General features: G+C 42.6%; 32 protein-coding genes. 23 read left to right on the top strand and 9 right to left on the bottom strand.

Annotated features, from left to right (window positions below; all coding sequences use genetic code 11):
- Window positions 1-84: 84 nt before the first annotated feature.
- Together QNH28_RS18550 and QNH28_RS18545 are read right to left on the bottom strand one after the other, a co-directional pair.
- A complete protein-coding gene (locus QNH28_RS18550; RefSeq protein WP_283907977.1) occupies window positions 85-759 on the bottom strand; it encodes an SOS response-associated peptidase in 675 nt (224 codons plus the stop codon).
- 106 nt (window positions 760-865) lie between these two features.
- The gene (locus QNH28_RS18545) at window positions 866-1,699 is read right to left on the bottom strand and encodes a MurR/RpiR family transcriptional regulator (RefSeq protein WP_283907976.1); all 834 of its coding nucleotides are present in this window, start codon (window positions 1,697-1,699) and stop codon (window positions 866-868) included.
- Between the two features lie 180 nt (window positions 1,700-1,879).
- Here QNH28_RS18545 and QNH28_RS18540 point away from each other — a divergent pair, with 180 nt between their 5' ends.
- The 7 genes from QNH28_RS18540 to QNH28_RS18510 all read left to right on the top strand — a co-directional run bounded on the left by QNH28_RS18540 (window position 1,880) and on the right by QNH28_RS18510 (window position 9,092).
- Complete coding sequence (locus QNH28_RS18540; protein WP_283907975.1) at window positions 1,880-2,758, top strand: DUF8171 family membrane protein; 879 nt, start codon at window positions 1,880-1,882, stop codon at window positions 2,756-2,758.
- Complete coding sequence (locus QNH28_RS18535; protein ID WP_283907974.1) at window positions 2,751-4,499, top strand: ABC transporter ATP-binding protein; 1,749 nt, start codon at window positions 2,751-2,753, stop codon at window positions 4,497-4,499. Before QNH28_RS18540 ends, QNH28_RS18535 begins: the two co-directional genes overlap by 8 nt.
- Window positions 4,486-5,319 (top strand): energy-coupling factor transporter transmembrane component T family protein, encoded by an 834-nt coding sequence (locus tag QNH28_RS18530; RefSeq protein WP_283907973.1) that lies wholly within the window; start codon window positions 4,486-4,488, stop codon window positions 5,317-5,319. Before QNH28_RS18535 ends, QNH28_RS18530 begins: the two co-directional genes overlap by 14 nt.
- A gap of 34 nt (window positions 5,320-5,353) precedes the next feature.
- Window positions 5,354-6,148: a PHP domain-containing protein gene (locus QNH28_RS18525; protein WP_283907972.1), complete on the top strand. Its 795-nt coding sequence runs from the start codon at window positions 5,354-5,356 to the stop codon at window positions 6,146-6,148.
- Window positions 6,149-6,376: 228 nt separating this feature from the next.
- On the top strand, window positions 6,377-7,024 hold the full coding sequence (locus tag QNH28_RS18520; protein ID WP_283907971.1) for a FusB/FusC family EF-G-binding protein: 648 nt from the start codon (window positions 6,377-6,379) through the stop codon (window positions 7,022-7,024).
- 204 nt (window positions 7,025-7,228) lie between these two features.
- Window positions 7,229-7,702: a MarR family transcriptional regulator gene (locus QNH28_RS18515; RefSeq protein WP_283907970.1), complete on the top strand. Its 474-nt coding sequence runs from the start codon at window positions 7,229-7,231 to the stop codon at window positions 7,700-7,702.
- Between the two features lie 154 nt (window positions 7,703-7,856).
- The gene (locus QNH28_RS18510) at window positions 7,857-9,092 is read left to right on the top strand and encodes an MFS transporter (protein ID WP_283907969.1); all 1,236 of its coding nucleotides are present in this window, start codon (window positions 7,857-7,859) and stop codon (window positions 9,090-9,092) included.
- A gap of 76 nt (window positions 9,093-9,168) precedes the next feature.
- Here the strand turns inward: QNH28_RS18510 and QNH28_RS18505 are convergent, their stop codons facing one another.
- Window positions 9,169-9,393 carry a hypothetical protein gene (locus QNH28_RS18505; RefSeq protein ID WP_283907968.1) on the bottom strand — a complete coding sequence of 75 codons (225 nt, stop codon included), beginning with the start codon at window positions 9,391-9,393 and terminating at the stop codon, window positions 9,169-9,171.
- Between the two features lie 171 nt (window positions 9,394-9,564).
- Here QNH28_RS18505 and QNH28_RS18500 point away from each other — a divergent pair, with 171 nt between their 5' ends.
- The 7 genes from QNH28_RS18500 (at window position 9,565) to QNH28_RS18470 (ending at window position 15,872) form a co-directional block, all read left to right on the top strand.
- A complete protein-coding gene (locus QNH28_RS18500) occupies window positions 9,565-10,404 on the top strand; it encodes a DegV family protein (protein WP_042189493.1) in 840 nt (279 codons plus the stop codon).
- Between the two features lie 195 nt (window positions 10,405-10,599).
- A complete protein-coding gene (locus tag QNH28_RS18495; RefSeq protein WP_283907967.1) occupies window positions 10,600-11,304 on the top strand; it encodes a response regulator transcription factor in 705 nt (234 codons plus the stop codon).
- Window positions 11,282-12,700: a sensor histidine kinase gene (locus QNH28_RS18490; RefSeq protein ID WP_283907966.1), complete on the top strand. Its 1,419-nt coding sequence runs from the start codon at window positions 11,282-11,284 to the stop codon at window positions 12,698-12,700. Before QNH28_RS18495 ends, QNH28_RS18490 begins: the two co-directional genes overlap by 23 nt.
- 41 nt (window positions 12,701-12,741) lie before the next feature.
- Window positions 12,742-13,851, top strand: coding sequence for an AI-2E family transporter (locus tag QNH28_RS18485; RefSeq protein WP_283907965.1), 1,110 nt, complete (start codon window positions 12,742-12,744; stop codon window positions 13,849-13,851).
- Between the two features lie 38 nt (window positions 13,852-13,889).
- Window positions 13,890-14,240, top strand: a complete 351-nt coding sequence (locus QNH28_RS18480) for an Asp23/Gls24 family envelope stress response protein (RefSeq protein ID WP_042129003.1) — start codon at window positions 13,890-13,892, stop codon at window positions 14,238-14,240.
- 79 nt (window positions 14,241-14,319) lie between these two features.
- Window positions 14,320-14,724, top strand: a complete 405-nt coding sequence (locus QNH28_RS18475; RefSeq protein ID WP_283907964.1) for a hypothetical protein — start codon at window positions 14,320-14,322, stop codon at window positions 14,722-14,724.
- A gap of 131 nt (window positions 14,725-14,855) precedes the next feature.
- Window positions 14,856-15,872, top strand: coding sequence for a S66 family peptidase (locus tag QNH28_RS18470; protein ID WP_283907963.1), 1,017 nt, complete (start codon window positions 14,856-14,858; stop codon window positions 15,870-15,872).
- A gap of 46 nt (window positions 15,873-15,918) precedes the next feature.
- Here the strand turns inward: QNH28_RS18470 and QNH28_RS18465 are convergent, their stop codons facing one another.
- From QNH28_RS18465 to QNH28_RS18450, 4 genes are all read right to left on the bottom strand, one after another.
- Entirely contained in the window at window positions 15,919-16,203 is a 285-nt protein-coding gene (locus tag QNH28_RS18465) for a YxcD family protein (RefSeq protein WP_283912202.1), read from the bottom strand.
- Between the two features lie 8 nt (window positions 16,204-16,211).
- Complete coding sequence (locus QNH28_RS18460; protein ID WP_283912201.1) at window positions 16,212-16,640, bottom strand: hypothetical protein; 429 nt, start codon at window positions 16,638-16,640, stop codon at window positions 16,212-16,214.
- Window positions 16,641-16,841: 201 nt separating this feature from the next.
- Window positions 16,842-17,402: a beta-class carbonic anhydrase gene (locus QNH28_RS18455; protein ID WP_042189481.1), complete on the bottom strand. Its 561-nt coding sequence runs from the start codon at window positions 17,400-17,402 to the stop codon at window positions 16,842-16,844.
- A gap of 24 nt (window positions 17,403-17,426) precedes the next feature.
- Window positions 17,427-17,759, bottom strand: coding sequence for an iron-sulfur cluster biosynthesis family protein (locus tag QNH28_RS18450; protein WP_283907962.1), 333 nt, complete (start codon window positions 17,757-17,759; stop codon window positions 17,427-17,429).
- A gap of 163 nt (window positions 17,760-17,922) precedes the next feature.
- On the opposite strand from QNH28_RS18450, the gene QNH28_RS18445 reads away from it, so the two are divergent.
- From QNH28_RS18445 to trmD, 8 genes are all read left to right on the top strand, one after another.
- Window positions 17,923-19,440, top strand: coding sequence for a carboxypeptidase M32 (locus QNH28_RS18445; RefSeq protein WP_283907961.1), 1,518 nt, complete (start codon window positions 17,923-17,925; stop codon window positions 19,438-19,440).
- A 56-nt stretch (window positions 19,441-19,496) separates the two neighbouring features.
- On the top strand, window positions 19,497-20,144 hold the full coding sequence (gene trhA / locus QNH28_RS18440; protein WP_283907960.1) for a PAQR family membrane homeostasis protein TrhA: 648 nt from the start codon (window positions 19,497-19,499) through the stop codon (window positions 20,142-20,144).
- A 149-nt stretch (window positions 20,145-20,293) separates the two neighbouring features.
- The gene (gene ylxM, locus QNH28_RS18435) at window positions 20,294-20,650 is read left to right on the top strand and encodes a YlxM family DNA-binding protein (protein WP_283907959.1); all 357 of its coding nucleotides are present in this window, start codon (window positions 20,294-20,296) and stop codon (window positions 20,648-20,650) included.
- Window positions 20,651-20,671: 21 nt separating this feature from the next.
- A complete protein-coding gene (gene ffh / locus QNH28_RS18430) occupies window positions 20,672-22,057 on the top strand; it encodes a signal recognition particle protein (RefSeq protein WP_283907958.1) in 1,386 nt (461 codons plus the stop codon).
- Between the two features lie 47 nt (window positions 22,058-22,104).
- Entirely contained in the window at window positions 22,105-22,377 is a 273-nt protein-coding gene (gene rpsP, locus QNH28_RS18425; RefSeq protein ID WP_036688604.1) for a 30S ribosomal protein S16, read from the top strand.
- A gap of 22 nt (window positions 22,378-22,399) precedes the next feature.
- Window positions 22,400-22,630, top strand: coding sequence for a KH domain-containing protein (locus QNH28_RS18420; protein ID WP_042128982.1), 231 nt, complete (start codon window positions 22,400-22,402; stop codon window positions 22,628-22,630).
- 92 nt (window positions 22,631-22,722) lie between these two features.
- The gene (rimM, locus tag QNH28_RS18415) at window positions 22,723-23,247 is read left to right on the top strand and encodes a ribosome maturation factor RimM (protein WP_283907957.1); all 525 of its coding nucleotides are present in this window, start codon (window positions 22,723-22,725) and stop codon (window positions 23,245-23,247) included.
- The gene (trmD, locus tag QNH28_RS18410) at window positions 23,247-24,029 is read left to right on the top strand and encodes a tRNA (guanosine(37)-N1)-methyltransferase TrmD (RefSeq protein ID WP_283912200.1); all 783 of its coding nucleotides are present in this window, start codon (window positions 23,247-23,249) and stop codon (window positions 24,027-24,029) included. Before rimM ends, trmD begins: the two co-directional genes overlap by 1 nt.
- Window positions 24,030-24,705: 676 nt before the next feature.
- Here trmD and QNH28_RS18405 read toward each other — a convergent pair.
- On the bottom strand, window positions 24,706-24,882 hold the full coding sequence (locus tag QNH28_RS18405; protein ID WP_156113147.1) for a hypothetical protein: 177 nt from the start codon (window positions 24,880-24,882) through the stop codon (window positions 24,706-24,708).
- A 176-nt stretch (window positions 24,883-25,058) separates the two neighbouring features.
- On the opposite strand from QNH28_RS18405, the gene QNH28_RS18400 reads away from it, so the two are divergent.
- On the top strand, window positions 25,059-25,286 hold the full coding sequence (locus QNH28_RS18400; RefSeq protein WP_283907956.1) for a hypothetical protein: 228 nt from the start codon (window positions 25,059-25,061) through the stop codon (window positions 25,284-25,286).
- A gap of 58 nt (window positions 25,287-25,344) precedes the next feature.
- On the opposite strand, the gene QNH28_RS18395 is transcribed toward QNH28_RS18400, so the two are convergent.
- The gene (locus QNH28_RS18395; RefSeq protein WP_283907955.1) at window positions 25,345-26,295 is read right to left on the bottom strand and encodes a hypothetical protein; all 951 of its coding nucleotides are present in this window, start codon (window positions 26,293-26,295) and stop codon (window positions 25,345-25,347) included.
- Window positions 26,296-26,408 lie beyond the last annotated feature (113 nt).

Below are 26,408 nucleotides of genomic sequence, written 5' to 3'. Positions count from 1 at the left end.
AATGATAACAATATAAGCAGCGATGTGCTAAGGCTTTAGTTTCCAGCCCTAGCACCGCTGCTTTATTTTTAGAGTGCTAATATTTCAGGGCTTTACCCAGGACTCGTTCAGATCCATTTCCCGAATACAATCAGCTGAGTCATTTCTGTTGTTGCTAATCAGTGGTGTGACCGGGTACACCTGCATTTCATCTGCTGAATAAGGCCGCAGAATTGGATGCAGTGCTTCCAGATCATTTGTCTCCTCGTCAAGCCATCGAGTGATATCCTGTGGGGACAAAATCGCCGGCATCCGGCTCTCAAATTCGCTAATTAGTGGGTTAGCATCTGTCATGACCAGAGAGCAGGTGCGAAGAGGCTCCCCGCGTGTATCACGCCAGATTTCGTATAGACCAGCCACTCCGAACATACTGCGATTATTCATGACTACCCGAACGGGATAAGTCTTCTTACCTTCTTTTTTCCAGTAGTAAAATCCATTGCAAGGGATAATACAGCGCTGCTTGTCCACCATCTTGCGATAGGTTGGATTCTGATGCACATTTCGGAGATCTGCATTGATCGCATCTTTTCCCCAATAAGGAACGAATCCCCAGCGGAACTCATCGAGAATTCGCTCACCATCCTGCTGTAATACGACAGGCATATCCTGTGTGGGACTAATATTATAGCGGTCTTTATAGTAGTACATCACCCGTTTGATTTCAAAATGATCCCTAATGTCTTGTAGTTCGGCCGCCAGAGAAAAACGTTGACACATGAAACATCAGCCTCCTTTTGTTTCGTAGTGTTTGTAAAAGGAGGTAAATTATTCATGATTTCCAAGGTCCTATTGTAGAAATCACTCCGTCTCTTCATAGCTTAACCTAGCTCCTCGGAAGCTTCCCTCCATATTGCGCCCTTAGCTGCTGCAATTTGTCCAGCTTGCTCAGACTACTCTCCCTATTTGCTAAACCTACCCCAAGAATCAGATTCTCGATAATATACGTGGGACCGACCATGGAGTGAAACTCCCAAACCTCACCTCTCCCGGAATACAGTACGATATCTGCATCTTGAGATCGAGGATACACGAGTCTGTCGGTGATCAGGATGACCTGATAATTAGCTTCACGTGCATGGTCCAGAATCACTTCGATTTCAGGTAACAGTTGAACGAATCCAAAGACAAGTAATACATCTTGTTGATCAGCATGCATTAAGGTCTCTAGCAGTTCGTGACCGCTGGGGGCCATTTTTTTCATCTGTATTCCAAAACGCGCCATACGATAGATCATCAGCTCCGCTAAACCAGCACATGGACCAGGGCTATATACATATACAATGCGAGCTGCAGATAGTGCTTCTACCGCATGTTGCAGCGCTTCGTCGCTTAAATAGCGGCGTGTTTCTTGCAGATGATGTAAGCAATTGTCCAGCAGCGCTTGAGGGAGTGAACTATCATCCGATCTTTGCATGGCATCACGCATTTTTATAGAAGGTGTAGACTCGAAGCGGAAACGGAGTCGGTTCTTGAAATCCTTGGCATGCTTGTATCCAGCCGCTTTCCAGAACCGTGAGACGGAGGCGATACTTAATTGAAGCTCATCTGCCATTTCCTGTTCGGTCATATAGACTACGCGTTGCTCATTTTTCTGAATGAAGTCAGCAATAATTCGTTGATTTGGTGAGAAAGCGCGACGATTCCAATCTTTATACAACCTCTCATTCCTCCTAAAAAGAAGCGATACAAAGAATATAACGTGCGAAGATGTTGTAAATATTTTTACAACGTTAAAAATACTGAAAAAAATATTACTCCCATTTAACAATTGGTAAAAGTTGTGCTGACATGACCTTCTTATAATAAAGATAAATTCCTGTAGGGAGGCCAAATATTCATGAGTACGATAACAACGCGCTACACATTGACCCAGTCACAAAAAATGATGATTTTTGTACTATCGATGTCGCTTTACGGTTTGTCCAATATGTTTACGGAACTAGTGCCTGGGATCAAACTAGGCCCCATTGAATTATCGATTGAATATTTCGCTTTCATTCCTTTGACCTTATGTATGCTGTTTCATCCGTTGTATGCGGCCATTGGGGCAGCTGTAGGTGAAGTGATCTTCGGGGAATTGATGTTAGGTCAATTTGGTGGGTTAGGAGAACTGGAGAAATTCATCACCTTCTCATTAGCGATGTATACCGCTGGCCGTATGGTATCTGATCCGAAGAATCGTAGACAGGTTGGAGTGGCAGCGATTACTGGCGTGGCCATTCACCAGTTCTTCAGCTCTGTTGTGGATATTGTGAAAGTATGGGTGGGTGTAGAAGAGCTTGAAGCTGTTAAAGGTCTGGCAGAGAGTATCATTGTAATCGAGGGAGTTGGCTTTTTGAACGATGTACTCTTCTCCGGTATCTTGTTCGCTTTAATTCCTACTATGTATCTGGTTCCACGTTTATATGGAAAAATCGAACCTTTGCTTGGTATGAAGCCGCGTGAACGGAACATGAAATATGCAACAGGGGCTTGGTTATCTCCTAAGCTCGTTATTTTTGGAACGATTATGGTCATGGTTGCGCTTGGATCGGAATTGCTCTCGGAATCCGGATGGAACTTTGGTGACTTTGAGTTTGCATGGGCAGAGTCCAATGAAGAGAGCTTAATCTGGCTGAGTATGCTGGTAGCGGCAATTGTTGCAGCAACAGCGATTATATCCCTGATTCGGCGTTCAGCACGTAAAAGACAGGAAGCGGGTCAAGTAGATGCGTAATTCAATACTCGAACTGAACGGAGTTACCTTTACTTATCCAGGAGCCGAACAACCTGTACTGCAAGAAGTATCCTTGCGGCTAGAAGAAGGAGATTTCATTGCCATTATAGGAAGTAATGGTTCGGGAAAATCCACGCTGTGTAAATGCTTTAATGGCCTGATTCCTCATTATTACACAGGGGACTTCACTGGAGAGGCGACGATCTGTGGACAACCGGCGGATGGGAAAAGTGTAGCTGAGCTTTCCAAGCATATAGGATATGTTTATCAGGATTTTGAGAATCAATTGGTGCGTCCGACGGTTCTTGATGATGTGTCGTTTACGCCACTCAATTATGGATTTGCCGATTACAAGGAACGGGGAGAGCGAGCACTGGCGCTGACCGGACTTAGCGATTTAAGAAATGAATTCATCTGGCAATTGAGTGGCGGGCAAAAACACTTGCTAGCTCTAGCCGGAGCATTAGCGATGGATCCAGAAATTCTGGTCATTGATGAACCAGTAGCTCAGCTGGATCCGCAGCATGCTCGCCATATCTATGATATTTTGCGCCGTTTGAATGAGGAGCATGGGAAGACCATTGTAGTGATCGAACATCATGCGGAATTTATTGCAGACTATTGTAAGCATGTTGTCCTGATGGATAAGGGGAGAATGCGCTGGCAGAAGCCGGTGCGTGAAGCTCTCTCATCTGTAAAAGAACTGCTGGAGCTGGGCATTTATCCCCCCGATGTGACTCGGGCAGCTTGGCTGTTGCAATCTGATGCGCGGCTAACCCAATTCCTTCCCTTGAGTGCTGAAGAAGGGAACGCCCACATGATATTACGGCAGCATGCGATCCAGAGAAATGATCCATCTGACTATATGAAGGAGCAGTCCCTTACTGTAATTCGGGAAGAGAAGAGTGTCGTTCAGATGGAGAATGTACACCTCTCATACCGTACGATTCATAAGACGATGCATCCAGTCTTGAATGGTGTTCAGCTAGATCTGCGGCAGGGTGAGTCTATCGCTCTTATTGGCAACAACGGAGCGGGCAAATCTTCTTTAATGAAGCTGATTGCTGGAATTGTCAGACCTACAGCTGGAACCGTAAATGTGAAAGGGATGACCGTGAACGGTCTGCCACCCGAGCGTCTCTCCAGTACCGTAGCATACGTATTTCAGAACCCAGAGGAAATGTTTATTGAGGATTCTGTACGCAAAGAAATTGCTTATTATTTGAAGGCACGGAAGCTACCAGACACAGAAGAGAGAGTAGCAGAAATGCTAAAAGCTTTCCGGCTCAATGAATTAGCAGAACGTGACGCTCGACTTCTGAGTGGGGGGCAGCAGCGCCGAGTATCGCTAGCCATTGGTGCCGCTGTTCGTCCTGCCGTCATGCTGCTCGATGAACCAACGGCGAATCTGGATATTTCGACCAAACAGGAAATGGTTCATGTGCTGGATACACTTCGCAGTCATGTTGAGACAGTGGTGATCGCGACACATGATATGCAGCTTGTGTCTGAATGGGCGACTAGGATTATCGTTATGCATCAAGGCAGGATTATTGCTGACGGAACGAAAGATGAAATCTTCGCTGACGGACTTCTATTACGGAGGGCAGGTCTGGCTCAGACACAATTGATGGAGCTGAGTCGTATGCTCGGTTTGCCCGAAATTTGCAGCAGCTTAGAGGAATTCGTAAGTCTAGTGGAAGTGAAAAAGGAGGTAGCTGCAATCCATGGAAGCCGTTAAACGGGCACTTGACCGTATATCTGTAGAACAAATTAAACTGGAACTCTTAGGGACTGCTTATAACAGCAGCAGTACTTTTCTGGGGAGGCTCGACCCGCGAACGCTGCTACTTTGGTATTTGTTCTTTGCCATTGTGCCTTGGTTTGTACATAACCGTACAGTTCTCTTAGGGATGTTCGTGCTTATGGTCTTAACGACTGTCCTCTCCCGAGTCAGCCCATACATTATTTTTATACTGTGTCTGGGATTAATCAGCCAAATTGGGTGGATGTTCATCCTGTCTCTCTTTTTCGGCGGAGGAATTGAATCGTTGCTGCCTATGTTGACGCTGACACTTAAGCTTTCAGTGATATCACTAGCGAGTATTACGGTGTTCTCCAGTCTCGATCCGGAAAGACTTAGCGACGGCCTGCTATCCTTAGGGATTCCTGATACATTTGCTTTCAGCTTATCTTATGGTTATCGAATTTTGCCTACGTTATTGGAGGAATTCCATCAGATTTTGTTATCCTTCAGACTGAGAGGGCAACGACCGCTGCAACATGGTTTGTTGTATTGGAGAACAGCAACGTATTATTTGCGCATTGTGATCCTGGCTTTTTATCCACTCATGCTAAACACCGCTAAACGTTCCCGGACCACGATCGAGGCGCTTGAGACTAGGGGATTTAGCTACGGTCTGAATAATAAGAAAGTGAAGAAGATCAAGTTATCTTATTTGAAAATGAAGCGCTCCAACTGGTACTTTTTATCTGGATCCACCGTTTATGTTATTTTGCTTTTCTGGATCGGATACCTCTACCCTAAACTGGTATATTAACATCACTCATAAGCTCAAAGGAGACGAATTAGACATGAATATTGATCTGCATACCCACGGTAAATTATCTAAGAAATCGACCTTTTCCCCTGAATATTTTGCTGAAATGATGTTTGAGGCGAAAGCGAATGGATTACAGGCTGTGGCTTTGACCGAGCACTTTAACACTTCTAATTTCTATGCGATGTATGAGGCACTGGACCAGACTTATCCTTATAATGGGCATTATTATGATGTGAACGGGCTAAAATTGTTTCCAGGTATGGAAGTGGATATTGCGGAGACAGGTCATATCCTGCTGATCGGACTTAAGGAGAATGTTCTAGCCGTTCGCGCTTTACTGGATGAGCATACAGTGGAGGGGAATTTTATTCCTTTCAAGGATCTACTGGACATGGCTGACGAACATAACCTTTGGAAAATCGGAGCCCACCCATTCCGAACTTCTACGCCATTACATCAACTGGACCCGGAGCTGCTTCGGAGATTAGATGCTTTTGATTTCAATGCAAAGGATATTTACATGCAAGGGGCGGAGACTTACAAGAACCTAATTACTCCATTTGCAGAGAAGCTTGGTGTACCTGTAATTGCCGGTAGCGACAGTCATCAATGCCTGCAATATGGGAGTGTTCTGAATCGGTTGAATATTACCTGCTCGACGGTTGAGAAATTGAAAGAAACCATTAAGCAAGGCAACTACGAAATTGAGCTTTCGCCTTGTCTTCACACCAAAGTGAAAGCTTCAGTCATGATGAAGAAACTTTTGAAGCAGCTCATTGGTGAAGCACCTTCCAGAGATGATGCAGAGGTTGGTAACCTGGTCTAGCCGATTTCAAACATTCCTGTTATACTTTTTTCGTGAATGTAATCGGAGGTGGTACTGTGCTAATGCTGGTTTGCCCATTAGCTAGAGGTTCCTCACGCAAAGCCTAAATTAGGGCGATACTTTGCGTGAGGTGCGATAGGATGGATGATCGCCCAAACTAAATATTATCGTTTCTAATAATGGGCTTTGCACCTTATGAAATTTCAAAATATAAGGGGCTGAAGAGCAATGAATACACCATTTATTAGAAACCATCAATATAATTTTATTAAAAAACAAACAGACTTCCTTCTAAAAACACTGCGAACTGTAGCGGATCGAAGAGTCTTGGAGACGGTAAGATATCGTTCAGCCTTGAACGTTGTTGAAGCTTTTCCAACGCTTACTGACAATCATCAGCAGATGCTGCAACAAATTTCTACCTTTGAGACTGCATACGATTTTCAGAAGTATCTTAGTGGATTAGAGCCTTATTTAGAACCTTTTCCACAGATTACACCGAAACAGATTCAGAAGTTATTCCCTAAGAATAAGAAGCTGAGAGTACCTGATTTATCAGCAATCGACTTTCGATATATGACATATTTGAGCTGGATAGATATTGCTACCAATAAATTATTTATTGTATATCCGTTCGAAGGGCAGTTTATAGGTATCGAAGGTAGAATGACGCCGATGAACAAGAAGGGGTATTGCCTGTTCTGTAATCGGCAGCAGCAGCTTGCCTTCTTTACGGTCAAGACCAGGCTTGCGAAATCTTCACCGGATGATTACTCCTCCATTGGCCAATATATATGCACAGAGAGCCAAGAATGTAATCATAGGATTACGGATACAGCAGCACTAGAGAGATTCATTCTCTCCACTCGTGCATAATTGTAAGGATTAGCAAAGGCTGCCTTTGTGGGCAGCATCAGACTATAGACAAAAAGGGTTTTGATACGGAAGGATTTCCGTTTCGGAACCCTTTTTGCTGTTAGCACAATTCCTGAATTAATTATTTTGATTATTGTTGAAATGGAAACAAAAAATTAATGTGATATAATATTGTTAATGCAAGAGTGGGTGGGAGGACAGGTCATGAACAAAGAAGAACAGATTCTAATGGGTGTCAGGGACCTATATAATAAGATGGTTTGGCTTAACAAAGATAAGATGGAAGATAGTCTTAAGGGGTATACTTCTTCTGAAGTACATTGTATCGAATACATTGAAAAAAATGTAGATTCCAACGTAACAAAACTTGCGGAGTCCTTTTTTATGACCCGAGGTGCCATAAGTAAATTAACTAAGAAGCTCATAGAAAAAGGCCTGATCGAAAGCTATCAGAAGTCGGATAACAAGAAAGAAATTTATTTTAGGCTTACTGAACAAGGAAAAGTAATTTATAAAATCCATGAGGACCTGCACAAAGAGTTTCAAGAGCGGGATAAAGTCGTCTTTGAGCAGATAACCGAGGAACAATTTGATAGTATGCTTAGTTTCGTGGAAAAGTATAGTAGTCATTTGGATGCGGAAATAAAGAAACAGGGCAAAGATATTAAATCGGAATAAAATCTAAATCATGAAAATGAACCACAGGCAGCCGGGCTCTTTGGAGAACGAGCTGCATTTTTATTGTTATTATTTTGTTGACAAGGAAACAAAAAGACGATACGATAAACATGTTTCCTAGGAATCAAAACAGTAACTTTAGGAGTGAACATAAATGTCCATATTTAAATCACACAATGATCAGAACACAGGGCAATCCGTAGATAAACACGCATTAATATTCGGTCTTATCTCTGTGTTTCTTTGCGGAATAGGCTTTAGTATCATAATGCCTGTCGTCCCATTTTTAGTGCAGCCCTATACAAGCAGTCCGGGAGAACAAGCTATAGTAGTTACGCTTCTGACCTCTGTTTATGCAGTCTGCGTATTTTTTGCGGCCCCTGCACTTGGAGCTTTGAGCGACAAATTTGGCCGGCGTCCATTACTCTTAGTATGCCTTTTGGGTTCCGCCATCGGATACTTGGTTTTTGGTATAGGAGGGGCTCTATGGGTACTATTTGCTGGACGCATAATCGAAGGTATAACAGGCGGGAGCATAAGCACGATCTTCGCATATTTTGCAGACATCATTCCTGCAGAACAGAGAACCAAATACTTCGGATGGGTGAGTGCAGTTGTAGGTGTAGGCACCGTCATCGGCCCAACTATAGGCGGATTACTTGCTAAGTTTGGTTATTGTGTACCCTTGTATTTTGGAGCAATCATAACTTTATTGAATGTTGTTTATGGATTCTTTTTTATGCCTGAGAGCCTTGCCAAGAAGAATAGACTGAAGGAGATTACCTTTGTAAGACTGAATCCATTTTCACAGCTTGCAAACTTACTTTCCATGAAAAACTTAAATAGGCTGCTAGTCTCAGCATTTTTACTATGGATACCTAACGGATCTTTACAGGCAGTATTTTCTCAATTTACGATGGATACTTTCAGCTGGAAGCCTGCACTAATCGGACTTATGTTTTCAATAATGGGTCTCCAGGACATCATTTCACAAGGTTTGATCATGCCAAAGCTTTTGAAGAAACTCAGTGATAAACGTATAGCCATTCTTGGAATGGCTTCGGAAATTATAGGCTACAGTTTTATTGCGCTATCTGCTTTGTTCGCATTCTATCCTCTTTTTATTGCTGGAATGTTTATATTTGGTTTTGGGGATTCGATCTTTGGGCCTTCATTTAATGGGATGCTTTCCAAGTCTGTAGATTCTAGTGAACAAGGTAGGATTCAAGGAGGTAGCCAATCTATTCAGGCTTTAGCAAGAATGATTGGGCCTATTATTGGAGGTCAGATTTATGTATTACTTGGCCATGCCGCACCTGCTTTTATGGGGATGATTCTTATAGCAGCGGCCATACTCGTTTTGTATAAGCGTACGGATGTAATTATGTAAACTACCTACGTTTAAGAACATATAAAAATAGGGTTTCGGAACTCAGGGACAAGTTCTGAAACCCTATTTGTCATAGTTATTGTTTGTTTTTGGAATCTTTATTGATAACCCGTGCAGGACGAGTTACCCAGTTCGTACGATTCATCGGTTTAACTGTATCAATTCTGGCATTTGACGGTTCATTTGAAGCTTCAGTCGCTTCTGTTTCAGTAGATGTTGTAACTTCTTGATCCATGCTTTTTTTTCTTGATAGTCCTGTTCCATCATGCTTGCCTCGGTTCCATACTCTTCCCTTACTCATACATACACTCCATTTCTATACGCTTATTCATAAACCATATCATATTAGGACAAGTTAAGGAAGAAAGACATAAGCACAAATTGAAGGATTTTTCAAGTTATATTGGTTACTGGAGATTTCATTTGGCGATAGCTATAATAGTACTGATATTGAAAGGAGAGTACTTATATTATGGCAATCAAGATCATAACAGATAGCGGTTCTGACCTACCCCTTGACTACATGGAGAAGTATAATGTTTCCGTGGTCCATCTACCGGTTCATTTTGGGCATGAGTTAATGCCTGCGGATACGGATACGAAAACCTTTTATGCTAAAATGAGCGAATCCAAGGAGCTACCTACTACGGCAAGTCCAAGTCCAAACCAATTCCTTGAGACATTCAGGCAAGTAGAGGAAGGTACTGACATTATGGTCATTTGTATGTCCTCTAATATTAGTAGCACTTATCAGACGGCTATGATCGCTATGGAAATGTACCAAGAAGAAGGACACACCAATGCGATAGAGGTTATAGATTCCAAGACCTTTTCTGGCGGGTTGTCGCTGATCGTGGGCCTTGCGGCGAAATGGTCACAGACTTGTTCAAGTCTGCAGGAACTGAAGGACAAGGTGCTTCAGCAAATGGATGAAGTTCGCGCATATTTTACACTGGATACACTTGAGAATGTAATGAAGGGCGGACGTCTAAGCCGGATATCAGGAGCGGTTGCTTCCGTGCTAAATATTAAACTACTGCTTAAAATCAGCGAAGAGGGTACTGTTGAGGTAGTGGAGAAGACCCGGGGTCTTCCAAAGGCATTAAACCGGCTGCTTGCGCATTTGGATGAGAAGCAGCATGACTACGAGAAGGCTGTTATCGCTATAGTACACAGTAACTGTGAGAAGCTTGCGCTTGAGATTAAAGAACGCATTTTACAAAAGCACCCATTCAAAGAGGTTTTACTCTCAAGTATGGGGCCTGTAATGGGAACCTATGCTGGTGAAGGTGGAATTGGGGTAGCTTTTTAAAAGACACAGAGGGTCTCTATACTTGCCAGCTGATGTTTAGATTTCTGGAATTTTACGATCGTACATGGGACGAGTTCCTGTGTGCGATTTTTATTTAGATATAAGAAGTTGATTGATGTAATAATTTAGCTATTCTTTAGATTGGATTTAGGTGGGTTTAATAATCGAAGATTATAGTTAGATGGGGTGATTACTGTGTATACAATTCTAATCGCAGATGACGAAGCAGAAATTGTGGAATTGTTGAGATTATATTTAGAGAAAGAGTACAACATTGTGGAAGCGAACAGTGGGACTGAAGCGTTAAAGCAAGTACAGAACCATAAAATTGATTTGGCGATTCTTGATATTATGATGCCTGGACTAGATGGACTGCAATTATTGAAGAAGATTCGTGAAGCTCATCATTTTCCGGTGTTGTTTTTATCTGCCAAAAGCGAACATTACGACAAAATTCTGGGTCTGGAGCTCGGTGCCGACGATTATATTTCCAAACCGTTTAATCCATTAGAAATTGTAGCTCGTGCAGGAGCATTACTGCGGCGGGTACATCATTTTGACGCACAGATTATTGAAGAAAAGACGACTGAACAGATTGTGTTGGGAGAATTGAGGCTGGATCAAAGTCAGTGTCAGCTCTATCGTTCAGGAGAACCCATCGTTCTTACGTCTACCGAGTACAAAATTCTGGAATTAATGATGAAGCAACCAGGCCGAGTCTTTACCCGAAAAAAAATATATGAGGCTGTGTGGGAAGATTTCTATGTGTACGAAGATAATAGTATCATGGTACATATCAGTAATATTCGGGAGAAGATCGAGCAAGATTCCAAAAAGCCGGTTTATTTAAAGACTATTAGAGGGCTGGGATACAAAATTGAAGCGCCTATGGAGCAATAGAGATCAACGACCTTTACAATCATCGCTGACGCTGGATTTTTTGCTATTCATCTGCATTTTGTTTTTTCTCGTGATTGTTTATTATTTGTTCATTAATCTTGATGTGACCCATATGTTCGAAAAAAATAAAATCGCTGATCCTGATTTGAAGGTTGAAGCAAGTGCCTATCGAGATAATCTGGAGCATGGGATAGAAACCAAACGGCTTCTGCGTAGCGGGGGATGGATTGAGGTCTTGGGTCAAGACAAAAAGGTCATCGAGGTTGTTGGGGAGAAGAAAGATGATGTAACACAATATAACGATAACCAGCTCTTAAGTAATCTGCAAAATGGTGAAGATCAGGAGTACTACTACTCATTGACCACAAGTAATAATCAGAATGAATCAGAGTGGCTGCTTCTGAAAATCCCTAGAGAAGTCGTCGACATATCCATTAATAGTGATCCATTAGTTGCGTATTTTAACCACTCGCTTTCATACTATGTTTTTTTAGGAGTTGGAATGGTTCTCTTGCTTATTATCGTGTACAGCTACTGGGTGGCACGAAGAATTAGGAAGCCGCTACGTATCATTACGCTTGGTTTGAAGCAGATGATTGAAGGGAATTATGATACTCGTATCTCGCTATATGCTGAGAAAGAATTTTCGCAAATTGGGGAGACTTTTAATTATATGGCGGATGTAATTGAGAAGACGACCAAAGAAAAACGCCAAGCAGAGGAAAGTAAGAAACGGATGATGGTTGATCTTTCTCATGATCTGAAGACACCTATTACGAGCATACAGGGTTTTGCACAGGCGTTGGTTGAAGGACGTGGTGAGGATGAAGAACGCCAAAAGCGTTATTTAACCTATATTTATAATAAATCCTCACAAGTGACCAAGCTGATTCAAAATATGGTGGAGCTACTTAAAATAGATTCCCCAGATTTTTTACTGCGAATGGAGCGTCAAGAACTGGGCGAATTTATTCGTGAGATCGTTGCAGACTCCTATGGTGAGATAGAACAAAAGAACTTCATCCTGCAGCTGAATGTTCCTGAACAGGAAGTATTCGCAAGCTTTGATGCGGAGCTTCTCTCGAGTGTAGTTCATAATTTGATCTCCAATGCTTTGACCTACAATCCACCAGGCACACATTTGCGTGTGGAGGTTATACCCTCGGAGAGTCAGGTTGCTATTGAAATTGCAGATACCGGAGTAGGCATTCCTGAAGAGCTTTGGTCAACATTGTTTGATCCGTTTGTTCGTGGAGACAAAGCGCGGTTAACTACAGGTGGAACGGGTCTTGGTTTATCCATTGCTATGAAAAATACAGAGAAAATGGGTGGCACGCTTCATCTCAGTCGCGGAAACAAGGAACTAACGATATTCACCATACGTATTTCCAAATAGCGAGATGAAAGACACTTGAAAATAGAAGATGGGAGAGAACTATGGCTAAACTGAACACATTCATTCGAGTTTGTATAGCGATCCTTTTGGTGTTAGGTATCGTATTTCTAGGCTCACAAGTTAATTTTATTTTCAGTCCAATCTTGTCTTTGTTCAATGTTATTATCGTGCCCTTAATGTTGGCAGGATTTTTCTATTATTTACTCCGACCTCTAATCAATACTTTGGAGAAATATAAACTAAATCGCTCTGTTGCGATCATCATCGTATATGTGGTCATTGCATTGCTCTTGTTTGGTTTTAGTATTGGAGTATGGCCTTCACTTCGAACACAGCTAATTAATTTTGTCGATAATATGCCAAATCTGATCGCAGCCGTAAATCAGCAGCTATTGAGGCTCGAGGACAGTGGATTTCTGGCTTCTATTATCCCAGCAGATATGGATCTAGCTTCCCAACTGACTGAATACTTGAATAAAGGATTTAATCTGATTTCGAATTACGTAACGGGTCTATTCTCCTTTGTTTCAAATTTCGCGATTATTTTATTTACCTTTCCTATTATGTTATTTTACATGCTTAAGGAAGGTGGGAAATTTGGACGTAAGATTGTAAGTTTCTTTCCAAAGAAGTATCGTGGAGAAGGGACTACAATGATGAGTGAAATTGACAGTGCATTAAGTGGATTTATCGTTGGTCGGGTGTTAGTCAATCTGGCGCTTGGTGTTCTGATGTATATTGGTTTCCTTATTATTGGTCTGCAGTATGCATTGTTGTTGACAGTGATCGCCGTTGTGATGAATTTTGTACCTTTTATTGGTGCGATTCTCTCCAGTATCCCTATTTTTATTATCGGATTCATCCAATCACCGTCCATTGCAGTTTGGTCCATCATCATCGTTCTCGTAGCTCAGCAAATCCAGGATAATCTGATTGCTCCCTACATTTTTGGGAAAAAGCTTGATATTCATCCATTGACTACGATCATCTTAGTGTTGGTTGGTGGAGATATAGGCGGGATTATTGCGATATTGCTAATTATTCCACTGTATATGATTGTGAAAATCGTCTTGACCAAAGTGTACAATTTGTTTGTTAAGAACCAAAGGGTAGAGGTAGAGGTAGAGGTAGAGGTAGAGGAGAGGCTTTAATATCTCTTAAATTATCAAATATGATGGAGGTTGTTTATATGAATGAAGGAACCGAGCAAGGATTAATTCATATCTCAGATGATGTAGTCACATCGATCGTTGGACAGGTGGTTCTAGAAACACCAGGTATTGCTGGGATGTCAGGAAGTAATATTTCGGACAACTGGGCCAAACGTTTGGGCGGTAAAAATGTGAAAAAAGGATTGTCTGTAGAAGTGAAGGAAGTAGACGTTGCCATCGACCTGCGGGTTATTGTTAATTATGGATGTGTGATTCAAGAGGTCTGCTATATGCTGCAGAAAAATGTACGTAATGCTGTAGAGAATATGATGGGCTTGTCCCTTGTTTCGGTAAATGTAAAAGTTGAAAAGGTAGCCCTTCCAGTATAAGGATATCTCTTAAATAGGCACCGTGAAATAGGCTTCTGCATAGAATGGAGCAAATCCATTTACGGAGGTCAGAACATCCATGTCGACATATAACACTGGGCAAGAGCGGAATGTGATTTATCAGGCCGATCCTGCTGTGATCCGGCACCTGCACGGTGTCCGCGATTCCTTACATCATTCCTGCAAGCCCTACCTTAACCATAGGGTGAATGTACAGACTTTAGATGGCTTAGTGCATGAGGGCACTATTGCCGGAGTAGATAATAAACATTTGTATTTGAACGTTGCGGTAAATGGGCAAATGCCACGCGGATATTATAATCCATACCAACCTTATCATCCTCATCCGGGCCCGGGTCCTGGTCCTGGTCCTGGTCCATATCCCGGTCCACACCCAGGCCCAGGTCCTTACCCAGGTCCTCCTAATAATAATGTGATCTTGCCGCTTGTGTTGTTCGAGCTACTTGCCATTTCATTAATCTAAAGCTTGTATTCTATTGAATAAGAACATGCGCTGATTTCGCAATCATAAGTTGATGCGACTAGCCATGTTCTTTTTTTGTGTGTACATGAAGGTTACTCTTGATATAATTGCTGTAAACTGGGAGGTGTCATATGATTAGATATCCTATTTTGAACAAGAATGCGACAGTAGGGGTAACAGCACCTTCATCTGGAGTAGGCGCTCAAAATGCAGAGTTAATTAAGCTTACTTCAAGCCGTTTGGAGTCTAAAGGATTTAAAATGATTTGTGGGGATACGGTATGGACGCAAGAGAAAGCCAAATCCGCATCAGCCAAAGTTCGTGCTCAGGAGTTTAACGAGATGATGGGCAGTGAGCATATTGACATCCTTATTCCGCCTTGGGGTGGGGAGTTGTTAATTGAGGTTCTTGAATTTATTGATTTTGATACTATGAAGGACAAGTGGATCTTAGGGTATTCAGACATTAGCGTGCTGTTGCTTGCAGTTACGTTAAGAACAGGGATTGCCACGGCCCACGGGACTAACCTTGTTGATTTAAGAGGAGAGTATTCAGATGACACCACGGCCATGTGGGAAGCGGTTCTAGAGACGAAAGCAGGGGGTTCTATCGTCCAGCATTCATCACTTAAATATCAGGGGGAATGGCAGCATGATGCTCCTACGCCTTATGTATTCCATTTGACAGAAGATACCCGTTGGAAGACTGTATCCTCTGGTCCTGTAACTATGAAAGGACGTCTACTAGGGGGCTGCATAGATGTCATTAGGCATCTGATTGGCACACCATTTGGTAATCTGCAGCATTTCCAAGAACAAATGATTAACAATGAACCGATTCTATGGTACTTGGAGAATTGCGAACTGAATACGGTTGATGTACGTAGGTCATTAGTTCAGATGAAGCTGGCAGGATGGTTTGAGAATTGTTCTGGCATTATGTTTGGCAGAAGTCCTGCTAATCGACCAGTAGAGAACTACACGGCCGAAGACATCTACGCAGAGCTTTCTGAGGAACTCCAGGTACCTATTGTGTATGATATAGATTGTGGTCATATTCCACCGCAAATTACGCTTATTAACGGTGCGTACGCTGAAGTTGATGTGACTGACGGAGTAGGAACGGTAAAGCAATTTTTCTATGAATAAATGCATACAAAAAAAGGGACAACCATTTGGGTTGTCCCTTTTACTATTAGTTCCCTGTAGTTACAATCGCGGTAATTTCCTCATCGAGGTCTAGCCTTACATCTTCGCGATAGGAACGAATGCCATATTCGCTAAGCATGTAACGTAGGATCGCTTCGATCATGTTGGACTCAACTAAATATTGACTACGTCCCTGAACCCAAACCTCTGCAGAGTAACCGGTATCTTCTTCCCAGCTCAGTTCTACCTGAACATCTTCTGGGCGAACCATTTTTCGTTCTGCCATGTGTAGACATAGGGCGTTAATGATCTCATCCATGCTTAGAACCATTGTTGACATTAGTAACGCCCACCCTGTTCTTCTAAGCGACGACGTTCTTTTCTACGACGGAAGAAGGACATCACGAGCATTACGAGTACATAGATAGCAAGCAAGTTAATGGCGAGGCCTAGAATGTTACCGAAAGCACCCATACCGGCGAACATTCCGCCGAACATTAAGCCAGCCAAACCACCGATCATCATACCTTTCATTAAGCCGCCACCGCTGAAGAATCCACGTTTTGTATTCGCAGTAGACCCTGCTGTGGAGCTTTTAGTGCTATCGCTTTTTCTTACATTATCGGTTGTTGATTTTTTTGGAGTTGTTGAATAGCTACGAGTGCCGGATTTAAATCCGCCCCCGCCTCGCTTCGCATCCACAAAGTTCGGGGTAGCTACGGCGAAAAATAGAGTGAAGGCCATTACAATCATCATTACGCGTTTCATTGGTTTCATTTAGTACGAAAACCCTCCTGTGAGTATGAATTAGTGTGCATGTTCAGTAATACGCAGCTAGTCCCACTAGGTTTCAATTTTTATTTAAAAAATAAGAAAATTTATGCTTGTCATAATTTACACTTTTTTATTCACAAAAAAAGCGTGGATTCAGGATCCACGCAAACAGAAGTTAGAGAGTTGTTACTTAAGTTATTTATACCCATCAACGACAAGCTCAAGCGCTCCGGTAGCCGGATCGATGATCATGCCATGCACTGGTACATTTGGGGGTAGTAATGGATGCTTATTGATCAGATTCACAGTTTGGGATACCCCTTCTTGGATATTGTCAAACCCGCGTAACCACTTGGTAAGCTTGATCCCGGAATTCTCCAGCGTGTTTAGCACCTCTTCGGATACTCCGCGTTCTTTTATGGAATTGATCATATGATCTGCATTGAGGGAAGCCATACCGCATTCATAGTGCCCAACAACGATAACTTCCTCCGCGTCAAGTTCATATAACGCAACCATGACACTACGCATAACACTACCAAAGGGCTGAGAAATAACCGCACCGGCATTTTTGATGATTTTGACATCACCGTTCTTAAAGTTCATAGCTTTTGGTAATAGTTCAACCAGACGGGTATCCATACAAGTGATAATCAACATTTTTTTATCGGGATAGCGGCTTGTTAAATATGCTTCATACTCTTTATTCTCTACAAAACTCTTATTAAAGTTAATAATATCGGATACATGGCTCATGGTTATTCTTCCTCCCTAAAATTACTAAAATGTACTTACACTACGCATATCTCTTACCAGGATATTTTTTCCGTAAATCTGTGAATCACTGTCTAGCTTAAAGGAAGAGAAACGTTCCTCGGCATCGAGTCGCATCTTGTCTTCATAAAAGATTTCCTGCTGGCGGCTTACGATAAAGGGAAGGGAATCACTTTCAATCCTGGAATCGCCGTCCTCCACTTCTGAAACAATCAGTAACACATTAATTCCGTCACACCCGCAGCCTTCCGTATCATAAAAGAGCTTGAAAAATCCTGGCCGATCTTCAAGCCTTTCCTTCAACTTCCTTTCTGCGAGAGGTGTAACTTGAATCATCATAGCCTGTTCACGCTCCTTCGAATTTTGTGCGAAGCAAGTCCTGCTTCTTATGTAACCCATTGAATATTTAAAATTAGAGATGTAATCTCTGAAGTTGATTATACTCATTCAAAAAAGTATCATCAAGAGGAGTCGGCAAAACAGAGAAAGCAGGTGTAATAAAATGGAACAGCAAGTGAAGGAACAGTGGGAGAAATTTAGCGAGTTATTATCAAAAATAAGTGGATATTCAGAGGCCATAGAATTACTTCACTGGGATTTACGCACCGGTGCACCACGTAAGGGAGTAGAGGTTCGTTCGGGTACGATAGGGATGCTGAGTGGAGAACTATTCAGACTCGGAATTTCAGAGGAGATGGGAGATTTTACAGAATTTTTTACCCGTCCTGAAGTGATTACCCAGCTTTCACATGATCAGAAGAAGATTGTTACCGATTGCCGTAAAGAATATGAGCGAAGCAAGAGCATCCCTTCCAAAAGATTTGAGGAGTACGCTGTCCTGTCCGCACATTCCCAAACGATTTGGGAAGAAGCCAAGGAGAACAATGATTTTGCTACTTTTGAACCTTATTTAAGCAAGATCGTTGCTCTAAAGCAAGAATTTATCGATTATTGGGGTGTAAAAGGAACGCGGTACGATACACTTCTTGATATGTATGAGCCTGATCTTACGGTAGAAAAAGTGGATGAAGTATTCAGCCGCCTGCGCAGCCGTTTGGTACCATTGGTAGAAGCTATCGCTGCTTCACCCAATAAACCGGACACAAGCTTCTTACAACAGATCTTCCCTAAAGAGCAGCAGGAAAAGTTCGGTAACTTTATTCTGGAGCAAATGGGCTACGATTTTGATGCAGGCCGTCTAGATGAGAGTGTACATCCTTTTGCTACGGGATTGAATCCAGGCGACGTTCGTATTACGACCGCTTACCTGCTTGATAATGTGACGAGTGCTATATTCAGTTCATTGCATGAAGGTGGACATGCGCTTTATGAACAAAATATCAGCAAGGATTTTGTTGGAACCCCTCTGGCACAAGGAGCATCGATGGGGATTCATGAATCTCAGTCGAGACTATGGGAGAACATGATCGGACGCAGCCGGGCTTTCTGGGAACGATATTACGGTGATCTTCAACAGCAATTCCCTGAGCAGCTTGCAAATGTGGAGTTGGAAGATTTCTACCGGGCGATCAACAGTGTGGAGAACTCTTTTATTCGGATCGAAGCAGATGAGCTTACATACAATCTGCACATTATTGTGCGTTATGAGATCGAGAAGCTTATTTTTAATGAGGGGCTTTCTGTAAAAGACCTGCCAGAGGTATGGAATGCTAAGTATCAAGAGTATTTGGGGATTACTCCACCTAATAACGCTCTGGGCGTACTGCAGGATGTCCATTGGTCTGGCGGGGATTTCGGATATTTTGCTTCTTACTCCTTAGGTAATATGTACGCTGCGCAAATTCTGAATACACTTCGCAAGGAATTGCCGGAGTTAGATGAATTAATTGCTGCAGGGAACCTACTTCCTATTAAAGAGTGGTTAACGGATAAGATCTATCGTTTCGGAAATAGCTTAACGCCTTCCCAAATCATTGAACAAGTAACAGGCGAACCGCTGAGCCCAGATTATTTGGCTGATTATTTAGAAGCGAAGTATACGGAGATTTACAAACTGTAATCAAGTAGGGCACGCGTGGTATAATGGGAAGAAAGCTTAGACGGAAGGATATGGATATGGCAAATACTCACACCTACAGCCGGAGAGAAGAAGTCGCGAATGCGATTACGCACGGGATTGGAACGGTATTAAGTGTGGCTGCACTTGTCCTGCTTGTTGTTTTTGCAAGTCTGAAAGGAACAACATGGCATGTGGTCAGCTTCTCCATTTATGGAACGACAATGCTGCTTCTGTATCTAAATTCAACACTAGTGCATAGTCTCAAGGAGGGTAAGGCGAAGGATTTGTTCGAATTTTTCGATCATTCCGCTATTTATCTGTTTATTGCAGGCACGTATACGCCCTTTTTGTTAGTCGCCATTCGGGGTACGCTTGGCTGGAGCTTATTCGGCGTTATTTGGGGGATCGCAGTGTTTGGCGTTTTCTTCAAAGCATTTTTTGTTAAAAAGTTTCTATTCATGTCCACCATATTCTACATCGCCATGGGGTGGCTAATTGTAATCGCCTGGAACCCACTTTCGGCTGTAATTGCAGATGGGGGTATGATGCTGCTGATGGCTGGTGGGGTGCTCTATACATTAGGTACTGTGTTTTATGTATGGAGAGGGTTTCCTTACCATCATGCGATATGGCATGTATTTGTGCTTGCAGGTAGTGTCACACACTTCTTCGCCGTATTGATTTATGTGCTGCCGATCCAATAATTTCAAGTGGGATATCTACGGGAATAAGGGATTTTTAATAAAGAAAGAGATGACAAGCAAAAGTGCTTGACATCTCTCTTTCTTTTAGGTATCATAAGGGACGTTGTGAAGGTGTAAAGTGTTTTTCCTTGACGAAGGGAGTGCCCTTAATGAGTCAGGAGAATAGACTCGAGAAAACGAATCGTATCAATCTGCTTTTTGCCTTCTATGAACGACTGCTTACAGATAAGCAGCAAACGTTTCTTAAATATTATTTTCACGATGATTTTTCCTTGGGAGAAATCGCCGCTGAATTTGAAATCAGTCGCCAAGCCGTTTATGAACATATTAAACGGGCGGAGCAAGTCTTAGAGAATTATGAAGAAAAACTTGGTTTATTAGTGAAACATGAGAGTCGTACCAAATATTTAGATGAACTGCGCAGACTGCCGGAGAATGGGATGCTGCCTGAGCAATATAAACTTCGGTTCGCGGAGATCGTGGATCGCTTGCAGAGGTTAGAGTAGCATGAAGGGAGAAATCTGCATATGGCGTTTGAAGGTTTAACCGGAAGATTGCAGAATGTGTTCAGCAAGCTGCGCGGTAAAGGTAAAGTATCCGAAGATGACGTAAACGAAGCTATGCGCGAAGTACGGCTGGCCCTTCTGGAAGCCGATGTTAACTTCAAGGTAGTTAAAGAATTCGTGGCCAAGGTGAAAGAGAAGTCTATTGGCAAAGAAGTCATGGACAGCTTTACACCAGGCATGGTCATTATAGACATCGTTAACAAGGAACTAACCGAGCTGATGGGTGGAAGCCAAGCGAAGCTGGCCAAGTCGAACAAGCCACCAACCGTCATTATGATGGTGGGTCTACAAGGGGCAGGTAAGACAACCACTTCAGGTAAGCTGGCCAAGCTGTTACAGAAGGGCAATCATCGTCCGTTGCTCGTTGCAGGAGATATTTACCGTCCTGCTGCGATCAAACAGCTTCAGGTGCTGGGAGAACAGATTAAAGTTCCAGTGTTCTCGCTAGGTGATCAGACTAGTCCGGTAGAGATTGCCAGACAAGCTGTACAACATGCGAAGGATAACGGACTTGATTATGTAATTATTGATACTGCAGGCCGCCTGCACATTGATGAAGAATTGATGGAAGAACTGAAGCAGATTCACAATGTTGTAAATCCGGATGAAGTTCTGTTAGTAGTAGATGCAATGACCGGTCAAGACGCCGTGAACGTAGCCGAGAGCTTTAATAAGCAGCTTGAGCTTACAGGGGTTGTGTTGACGAAGCTCGACGGCGATAGCCGTGGTGGTGCTGCACTATCCGTCAAAGCCGTTACTGGCTGCCCGATCAAATTCGCTGCGTTAGGTGAGAAGATCGACGCATTGGAGCCGTTCCATCCGGAACGTATGGCATCGCGGATTTTGGGTATGGGCGACATGCTGTCGCTGATTGAAAAAGCTCAAGCGAATATCGACACTGACAAAGCTAAGGAAATGGAACGTAAGATGCGTAATGCGGAATTTACGTTCGATGATTTCCTTGAGCAAATGGATCAGGTGAAGAAGCTTGGTCCGATCGATCAAATCCTTGATATGTTGCCTGGCATGAACAAAGCCAAGGGCATTAAAGATTTAAAAGTTGATGATAAGCAAATGGGTCGCGTTGAAGCCATAGTTCATTCTATGACTAAGACGGAGAAACGTCAGCCTGAGATCATTAACCATAACCGCCGCAAGCGTATTGCTGCCGGTAGCGGAACCTCGGTCGCTGAGGTTAACCGCCTCATCAAGCAATTTGATGAGATGCGAAAGATGATGAAGCAATTCTCCGGCATGATGGGCGGAGGCGGCAAAGCCTCCAAGAAGAATGCCATGAAGCAGCTTAAAGGGCTAGGCGGAAAAGGGATGAAGTTCCCTTTTAAATGATCTTGCTGTTCTAATATCTCGAAACTATTATAAGGAGGTGATTTTTCGTGGCAGTACGTATTCGTCTGAAAAGAATGGGAGCGCATAAAGCGCCTTTCTATCGTGTAGTGGTTTCCGATTCCCGGTCCCCTCGTGACGGTCGTTTTATCGAGGAAATCGGTTATTATAATCCGATTGAACAACCGGCAGTAGTTAAGATCGATGAGGAAAAAGCTCTTAAATGGCTTCAAACAGGTGCGCAAGCATCTGATACAGTACGCAACTTGCTTTCCAAAGCAGGCGTAATGAAGAAGTTTCATGAGCTTAAGCAACAGAAATAATGACTGATTGCGAGGGTCCTCTATGGAAGAATTAGTTGGAGTAATTGCTAAGGCTTTAGTGGATCATCCAGAAGATGTGACGGTACGAGCGGTGGAGAAGGATCACCTAATTGTCTATGAACTGTCCGTACATCCTGATGATGTAGGAAAGGTCATTGGCAAACAAGGAAGGATCGCGAAGGCGCTCCGTACAGTAGTCACATCTGCAGCAGTCAAGAGCGATAAACGCGTAACTGTAGATATTTTATCTTAAATGATGCGTACAATGAGGGGCTAGGGATAGTATATCCCGGCTCCTTTTTGTTCAAATATAGATTAGATGAAGCTTGTAAAGGAGAGGGTTGTATGACAGAAGAGTTAACCGTAGGCAGACTTGTGAATACGCATGGTATTCGCGGGGAGATTAAAGTACTATCCCATACCGATTTCCCTGATGTTCGTTTTGCTGCAGGTAAAAAGCTGCAGGTGATCCCTGCAGATGGCAGTTCTAAATTCGAAGTAACTGTAGAATCCGCTCGTGAGCACAAGGGTATGTTCATCGTTAAGCTCAAAGGGTATACGAACATTAATGAAGTGGAAAAATATAAAGGAAGCCTCCTGAAGGTTCCGAGTAATGATCTGGTTGATCTCCCTGAGAACGAATACTACTTCCACCAAATCGTCGGTTGTGAGGTATACACGGATGAAGATGAGAACAAACCACTCGGTACAATTACAGAAATCTTACAGCCTGGTGCGAATGATGTATGGGTTGTTAAGCCTGAAAAAGGACAAGACATCCTTATTCCTGTAATCAACGATGTAGTCCTGAATGTGGACATAGAAGCTAAAAAAATTACTGTTCATTTGATGGAAGGGCTATTGCCATGATGAGAATTGATGTGCTTACGCTGTTTCCGGAAATGTGCGAAGGCGTATTCAGCACAAGTATTCTTGGTAAAGCCCGTGAAAAAGGAATCGTTTCCTTAAATGCTGTGAACTTCCGTGATTTCTCGGGAAATAAGCACAATAGTGTGGATGATACACCGTATGGCGGCGGTGGAGGCATGGTGCTCAAGCCAGATCCGATTTTTAATGCAGTCGAGCATGTGCTTGGTATTTCTCCAGATGAGATAGATAACCGTCGATCTGATGAAGAGGTTTCAGTGAAACCACGTATCATCCTTATGTGTCCACAAGGTAAAACCTACAACCAGAAGATTGCAGAAGAGCTGGCGCAAGAGCAGCATCTAATCTTTATTTGTGGGCATTATGAGGGATATGATGAGCGGATTCGTGAGCATCTGGTAACTGACGAACTTTCAATGGGTGATTACGTGCTAACAGGTGGAGAGCTGCCTGCGTTGACGGTTATAGATTCCATAGTCCGGCTTCAGCCAGGAGCACTTGGAAATGAAACCTCTGCGATATCTGACTCGTTCAGCACTGGACTGCTAGAATATCCACACTACACACGTCCAGCTGAGTTTCGCGGCTGGAAGGTACCGGATATTTTGCTGAGTGGTCATCATGCTAACATCGACATATGGCGGAGAGAGCAGGCGCTGCAGCGCACTTTGGAACGCAGACCGGACCTGCTTGAGACTGCAGAACTTACGATGAAAGACAAGAAGACACTGGAACGTCTAAGAAATGTGGACAAACCGGAGTGATAATTTAATGGAACAGGTATATTTGACGTCTTTTTAACGTATCTTACGTTAAGGAGGCGTTTTTTGTTATGTGTACCTGAGAACAAATAAAATAATAGTTTTCTAATTAATATGAGTATTGGTGCGTTAAAAGCTTCTTTATGGGGTAATGAATAGAGGTGCCGCACTAATATATGCAGCTGATAACGCAGCAAGCTTAACTATTGAAGGGAATGAACTGAAGTGACTACGAAGACGCATGAAGAATTCAAGCCTAACGTGGACACAATCCACAAGGAAGCGGAGCCGCTCCGCACCGTGAATGATATTATCGATTTTTATACAAATCGCAATTCCCATTCGCCATTTAAAGAGTGAACACATAAGGTCGAACATTAAGGATTGATCAGTAGGCTGAATAAAACCATTAGATACAGTGAATTTTGTGTTCGCTGTCGCTAATGGTTTTATTTTTTTAATGAGAAATGGTTCAAATCCTGTTACTCCGATTAAACTGTAAATAACCACTTTCGTATGAGATCTAGGATCTCAGCGATAAGTGGTTATTTTTGAAATTATAAGAAAGTATAAGTTTCACGATATACTTTATTCTTATAATTCTCGCACAAACGCTTACCGTCCTTAAAAGGACGCCGTAGGCGTTTTAGCTTGCTATAAAAGTTCGTGGAGGCACATGTTATTCTTTGCGTAAGATTTTGTGTACTCCTGTAAGGAGTGAGTACAGCGCAACACATACGAGAACAGTAACAGCCCATGCATAGTTGCGAACGGTGTAAGTAAGTGAAGCTAAAATAACGAAAATGGTGATACGCAGTACGCCTTCTTTAATAAACTGTTTTCTTTCTACATTCATGAGATTGGCCTCCTCGAATGGATGGTCTTAAATTATATCACCTTTGAGGAATACGAAAGATACAAGGATCGAAAAAAGTAAATATTGACTCAACGTCCGACCTATGTAACTTCGCCGTTACCGACCTGTACTCCTACACATAGAGTATATCATTACGAATGAGGAGGAGTACACTAGTGGAAGCTTATTATAACTGTTTACGTTGTAAAGATAGAAGAGTGCGGATTCTGACTAGAGATGGTAGACAGCACGAAGGCGTAATTACAGATGTAGACAGATACAATGTTTACTTAAGAACTGGAAATGGTTCTGTGCATACTTCTGCATTTTATGGAAATCCTTATGCTTCAAATCAGATCTTAACTTTGAGTCTGTTCACCCTATTGGCCATCGCATTAATCTAATCATTAGGAATTAAAAACAGACCGCACGGTTAGCCCGGACGGTCTGTTTTATTGCCGCTTACTGTACTGTAATCGCACCTATCTCAGAGCTTAGTGACAACAAGGGTCCACCTCCATTGATATCGGTCTTGCCACCTTCTACACCTTTGATTTGCCCGAGTTCACTTTTGGCTTCCAAGCTGCATTTCATACCATCGGCTAGAACAGCGCTGAGACTACCGACCTGCGTTTTGGCTTTTAGACTACTGTTATCCTTCATCGCTGCTATATCCATACGTATACTACCCGTATCGGACTCTACGGTGGACTTACCAGTGAATTTAGCCCCTTCAATATTGATCGCTCCAACGTTGCTGACGATATGATATTTCCCTTCTAGATTACGAAGACGAATTTGTCCTACATTATTTGTAATTTTATATTCATTCATACTGGCGGGAAGCTCTATGTTATAGCTTATGGTAAAATCGGAATAACCATATTTGTCTTGTGCCCATGTCCATAAATCCTTTTTAGGACTTGACTTAGAATGCGTGGATACCTTCAAAGTGTCTCCACTAACCTCTACGGAAACTTCAGCATCATCCATAATCTTTTGACGGTCGGATTTATGAAGAGAACTGTTGTGGGATGAGATAGTTGCAATTACATGGATCTGATCTCCAGCAACCGCTGTAACTTCTATTTCTCCAACGGCATTGTCCATGCTGAGCACGGATGCTGAGCCGATCGCTTGCGATACAGAAAGATCTTTACTAATACTATCTGCTTTAACTTCGTCAACTACCTTAGTAGCTGTTTCCTCAACGGCTTGCTGCACAGTTGCTGCTGCTTTACCTAGCTCTTGCTTGACAACTTCACCAATATTCTGCTGCGCATCCTCAGAAATACTTTGTTCAACCTCGTTTTTTGCGGATTGCCTGCCTGGTAATTCAGTACAGCCTGCCAACAGTACGATAGACAATACGGCTACTGCTGCCAATACACTATTATTATTTCTTTTCCTCATTGAATGAACTCCTCCTAAAATATGGGTGTATGTGATCTTACCTCTGTGACTCCTTTATGTACTTCTATAAGTATAGCTTATGGAATTTTTCTGTAAAAACGGCTGGAGGCGGG

Origin of the sequence: Paenibacillus sp. G2S3, assembly GCF_030123105.1 — a bacterium.
Taxonomy (GTDB): Bacteria; Bacillota; Bacilli; order Paenibacillales; family Paenibacillaceae; genus Paenibacillus_AQ.
Note: the sequence above shows the minus strand (reverse complement) of the source record. Positions and strands in the feature narration are given on the sequence as shown.

Excerpts from the sequence above, each read along its gene's own strand:
- QNH28_RS18465 (WP_283912202.1), bottom strand. The coding sequence starts at position 16,203 with ATGGTTCTAAGCATGGATGAGATCATTAACGCCCTATGTCTACACATG.
- QNH28_RS18450 (WP_283907962.1), bottom strand. The coding sequence starts at position 17,759 with ATGATGATTCAAGTTACACCTCTCGCAGAAAGGAAGTTGAAGGAAAGG.
- QNH28_RS18480 (WP_042129003.1), top strand. The coding sequence starts at position 13,890 with ATGAATGAAGGAACCGAGCAAGGATTAATTCATATCTCAGATGATGTA.
- QNH28_RS18475 (WP_283907964.1), top strand. The coding sequence starts at position 14,320 with ATGTCGACATATAACACTGGGCAAGAGCGGAATGTGATTTATCAGGCC.
- rimM (WP_283907957.1), top strand. The coding sequence starts at position 22,723 with ATGACAGAAGAGTTAACCGTAGGCAGACTTGTGAATACGCATGGTATT.
- QNH28_RS18540 (WP_283907975.1), top strand. The coding sequence starts at position 1,880 with ATGAGTACGATAACAACGCGCTACACATTGACCCAGTCACAAAAAATG.
- QNH28_RS18500 (WP_042189493.1), top strand. The coding sequence starts at position 9,565 with ATGGCAATCAAGATCATAACAGATAGCGGTTCTGACCTACCCCTTGAC.
- QNH28_RS18535 (WP_283907974.1), top strand. The coding sequence starts at position 2,751 with ATGCGTAATTCAATACTCGAACTGAACGGAGTTACCTTTACTTATCCA.
- ffh (WP_283907958.1), top strand. The coding sequence starts at position 20,672 with ATGGCGTTTGAAGGTTTAACCGGAAGATTGCAGAATGTGTTCAGCAAG.
- QNH28_RS18525 (WP_283907972.1), top strand. The coding sequence starts at position 5,354 with ATGAATATTGATCTGCATACCCACGGTAAATTATCTAAGAAATCGACC.
- QNH28_RS18455 (WP_042189481.1), bottom strand. The coding sequence starts at position 17,402 with ATGAGCCATGTATCCGATATTATTAACTTTAATAAGAGTTTTGTAGAG.
- QNH28_RS18515 (WP_283907970.1), top strand. The coding sequence starts at position 7,229 with ATGAACAAAGAAGAACAGATTCTAATGGGTGTCAGGGACCTATATAAT.
- QNH28_RS18520 (WP_283907971.1), top strand. The coding sequence starts at position 6,377 with ATGAATACACCATTTATTAGAAACCATCAATATAATTTTATTAAAAAA.
- QNH28_RS18460 (WP_283912201.1), bottom strand. The coding sequence starts at position 16,640 with ATGAAACGCGTAATGATGATTGTAATGGCCTTCACTCTATTTTTCGCC.
- QNH28_RS18470 (WP_283907963.1), top strand. The coding sequence starts at position 14,856 with ATGATTAGATATCCTATTTTGAACAAGAATGCGACAGTAGGGGTAACA.
- QNH28_RS18505 (WP_283907968.1), bottom strand. The coding sequence starts at position 9,393 with ATGAGTAAGGGAAGAGTATGGAACCGAGGCAAGCATGATGGAACAGGA.
- QNH28_RS18550 (WP_283907977.1), bottom strand. The coding sequence starts at position 759 with ATGTGTCAACGTTTTTCTCTGGCGGCCGAACTACAAGACATTAGGGAT.
- ylxM (WP_283907959.1), top strand. The coding sequence starts at position 20,294 with ATGAGTCAGGAGAATAGACTCGAGAAAACGAATCGTATCAATCTGCTT.
- QNH28_RS18445 (WP_283907961.1), top strand. The coding sequence starts at position 17,923 with ATGGAACAGCAAGTGAAGGAACAGTGGGAGAAATTTAGCGAGTTATTA.
- QNH28_RS18405 (WP_156113147.1), bottom strand. The coding sequence starts at position 24,882 with ATGAATGTAGAAAGAAAACAGTTTATTAAAGAAGGCGTACTGCGTATC.
- QNH28_RS18510 (WP_283907969.1), top strand. The coding sequence starts at position 7,857 with ATGTCCATATTTAAATCACACAATGATCAGAACACAGGGCAATCCGTA.
- QNH28_RS18530 (WP_283907973.1), top strand. The coding sequence starts at position 4,486 with ATGGAAGCCGTTAAACGGGCACTTGACCGTATATCTGTAGAACAAATT.
- trmD (WP_283912200.1), top strand. The coding sequence starts at position 23,247 with ATGAGAATTGATGTGCTTACGCTGTTTCCGGAAATGTGCGAAGGCGTA.
- QNH28_RS18420 (WP_042128982.1), top strand. The coding sequence starts at position 22,400 with ATGGAAGAATTAGTTGGAGTAATTGCTAAGGCTTTAGTGGATCATCCA.
- QNH28_RS18395 (WP_283907955.1), bottom strand. The coding sequence starts at position 26,295 with ATGAGGAAAAGAAATAATAATAGTGTATTGGCAGCAGTAGCCGTATTG.
- QNH28_RS18485 (WP_283907965.1), top strand. The coding sequence starts at position 12,742 with ATGGCTAAACTGAACACATTCATTCGAGTTTGTATAGCGATCCTTTTG.
- trhA (WP_283907960.1), top strand. The coding sequence starts at position 19,497 with ATGGCAAATACTCACACCTACAGCCGGAGAGAAGAAGTCGCGAATGCG.